Origin of the sequence: Pseudoxanthobacter sp., assembly GCF_036822375.1 — a bacterium.
Classification (GTDB): domain Bacteria; phylum Pseudomonadota; class Alphaproteobacteria; order Rhizobiales; family Segnochrobactraceae; genus Pseudoxanthobacter.
Map to the genome: position 1 here is coordinate 1 of NZ_DAISHT010000355.1, position 2109 is coordinate 2109.

The 2109-nt window shown below is 66.5% G+C and carries 2 protein-coding genes; both read left to right on the forward strand.

Going from position 1 to position 2109, the window contains the following annotated elements:
- Positions 1 to 191 precede the first annotated feature (191 nt).
- Complete coding sequence (locus V7067_RS17555; RefSeq protein WP_334177174.1) at positions 192 to 1436, forward strand: efflux RND transporter periplasmic adaptor subunit; 1245 nt, start codon at positions 192 to 194, stop codon at positions 1434 to 1436.
- Positions 1436 to 2109, forward strand: a 674-nt coding sequence (locus tag V7067_RS17560) for an efflux RND transporter permease subunit (RefSeq protein ID WP_334177175.1), incomplete at its 3' end; no start/stop codon positions are given. The genes V7067_RS17555 and V7067_RS17560, both read left to right, overlap by 1 nt.

Genomic DNA, 2109 nt, shown 5'->3' on the forward strand with positions numbered 1-2109 from the left:
TTTCTGTTTCTGTTTTCGTTTCTGTCATGGCGATGGCCGGTCATGGTGATGGCTGCACTGCGGTCACGGTTGCGCGTTGCCATGGTTGCGCGTTGCCATGGAAGGCTGATCCGCTCAGGTTGCTTTTGTCCGCGCGGGCGCTTGCCCCGCTGCGGACGGGGCTTTTCGTCGTCAATAAGGGGCACGCCGTAATGAAGGCGAAGTCGCTGTTTCTGGCTGCCGGCATCACGGCCGCCGTTCTTGCCGCCGGCGTCGGCGGCGGGGCCTTTGTTTCCGGGGCTGCGGCACAGGCCGGCGGCCCGGGCGCCATGCCGCCGCCCGCGGTTGGCGTGATCACGGCAACCCCGAAGGATGTGCCTCTCGTCTATGACTATGCCGGCCGCGTGTCGGCGTTCCGCGAGGTGGAGGTGCGCGCGCGCGTGGCGGGCGTGCTGCTGTCGCGCAATTTCGTCGAGGGCGCGGCGGTGAAGGAAGGGGACATCCTCTTCCGCATCGATCCGGCGACCTATGAGGCCGACGTGGCGCGGGCGGCGGCGCAGGTGCAGCGCGCCGAGGCCGGCCTGCGGCAGGCGGAGGCCGATGCCGAGCGTGCCAACCAGCTGTTCGAGCGCAAGTTCGGCACCGAGAAGGCGCGCGACGATGCGGCGGTCGCCGTCGATACCGCCAAGGCCGATCTGGCGGTGGCGCGGGCGCAGCTGAAGACCTCGCAGATCAATCTCGATTACACCACCGTGCGCGCGCCGATCACCGGCATCACCTCGCTCAAGGTCATCCCGGAAGGCGGTCTCGTCGGCACCAACCCGTCCGACAGCCTGCTGACCCGCATCACCCAGCTCAATCCGGTCTACGTGAACTTCTCCTTCACCGATGCCGAGGCCGCGGAAATCCGCTCGCTGGTCGAAAGCGGACGGGTGGTGATGAAAACCCCCGGCCGGCTTTCCGTGCAGCTCACCCAGCCGGACGGCGAGCCCTATCCCGTCGCCGGCTTCGTCGACTTCACCGACCGCAATGTCGATCTGCAGACCGGCACGATCCGCGCCCGCGCTGAATTTGCCAACCCGGACAGCATGTTGCTGCCGGGCCAGTTCGTGCGCGCGGCGATCGGCGGCATGACGCTGAAGGATGCCGTCCTCATTCCGCAGAAGGCCGTGATGCAGGGGCCGATGGGCACCTTCGTCTACACCGTCGGGCCGGAATCGAAGGCCGTCATCACCCCGGTCGAACTCGGCCGTGAGGTCGGTCAGGACTGGATCATCCGCGCAGGCCTGAAGGGCGGCGAGCAGGTGATCGTTTCCGGCGTGATGAAGGTGCGCCCCGGCGCGCCGGTGAAGCCGGAATCGGTCGCTCCCACCGGTGCCGATGCTGCCGACAAGGCGGCCGGCGCCCAGAAGACCACCGCGGTCGAACCCGCTGCCGCTGAGAAGAAGGCTGAGTGATGGGATCGCGCTTTTTCATCGAACGGCCGGTCTTTTCCGCCGTCATCTCAATCCTGATCGTGCTCGCGGGCCTGGCCGCGATGCGTGTGCTGCCGATCGCGCAATATCCCGAGATCGTGCCGCCGCAGGTGGTGGTTTCCGCCAATTACCCCGGCGCCAACGCCGAGGTGGTGGCCCAGACGGTGGCTGCGCCCCTTGAGCAGCAGATCAACGGCGTCGACGGCATGCTCTACATGCAGTCGACCAACTCCTCGTCCGGCACCATGACGCTGACGGTGACCTTCCAGATCGGCACCAATCCCGATCAGGCCACCATCAACGTCAACAACCGCGTTCAGCGCGCCCTTTCCACCCTGCCGCAGGAAGTGCAGCGTCAGGGCGTGAAGGTGGACAAGCGCGCCAGCTCGATTCTGGCCGTGCTGACGATGACGTCGGACAATCCGCAGTTCGATTCCATCTATGTGTCGAACTATGCGCTGCTCAACGTCATCGACGAACTGAAGCGCGTGCCGGGCATCGGCGATGCGGCGCTGTTCGGCGCGCAGAACTATTCGATGCGCGTCTGGCTCGATCCCGACAAGCTCGCCCAGTTCGACCTGACGCCGGCCGATGTCGATGCCGCCATCCGCGAGCAGAACGCCCAGTTCGCCGCCGGCCGCTTCGGCAATCCGCC

Bases quoted from the DNA above. Each gene is read 5' to 3' on its own strand.
- V7067_RS17555 (WP_334177174.1), top strand. From the start codon at position 192: ATGAAGGCGAAGTCGCTGTTTCTGGCTGCCGGCATCACGGCCGCCGTT.